We start from the raw sequence: 424 nt of genomic DNA on the forward strand, positions 1-424 counted from the left end.
TCTTTACTGTTAAGCGCAATGGCGATTTCGACATCACAGATGGCGCCTTCCTGCCGGATGGCGACCTATTGCTTCTGGAGCGCAGTTTCTCGATGGCCCGCGGCGTCAAGATGCGGCTGCGGCGCATCTATGGCGAAAGCGTCGAGAAGGGCGCGGTCGCCGACGGGCCGGTGCTGCTGGAGGCCGACATGGGCTACCAGATCGACAATATGGAAGGGCTCGACGTCTGGACCCGCGATGACGGCGCGCTGATGGTGTCGCTGATCTCCGACGACAACCACTCGATCCTGCAGCGCAACCTCTATCTGGAATTTGTTCTCCACCAGGATTGAGCCCGCCGGCTTTACGTCCTGGCGGCGATCCAGATGACATGGCGCGCGCCGCGCTTGCCGTTGGCGCGCGTGTTGACCTCCTCGACCGCGAA

1 protein-coding gene is annotated in these 424 nt (G+C 62.3%); it reads left to right on the forward strand.

Annotated features, from left to right (window positions below; translation table 11 throughout):
- Positions 1-332: esterase-like activity of phytase family protein (locus tag EOC93_RS33790; protein ID WP_206532315.1), on the forward strand; the 332-nt coding region annotated here is incomplete at its 5' end.
- Between the last annotated feature and the right edge of the window lie 92 nt (positions 333-424).

The organism is Mesorhizobium sp. M6A.T.Ce.TU.002.03.1.1 (assembly GCF_003997275.1).
GTDB lineage: Bacteria > Pseudomonadota > Alphaproteobacteria > Rhizobiales > Rhizobiaceae > Mesorhizobium > Mesorhizobium mediterraneum.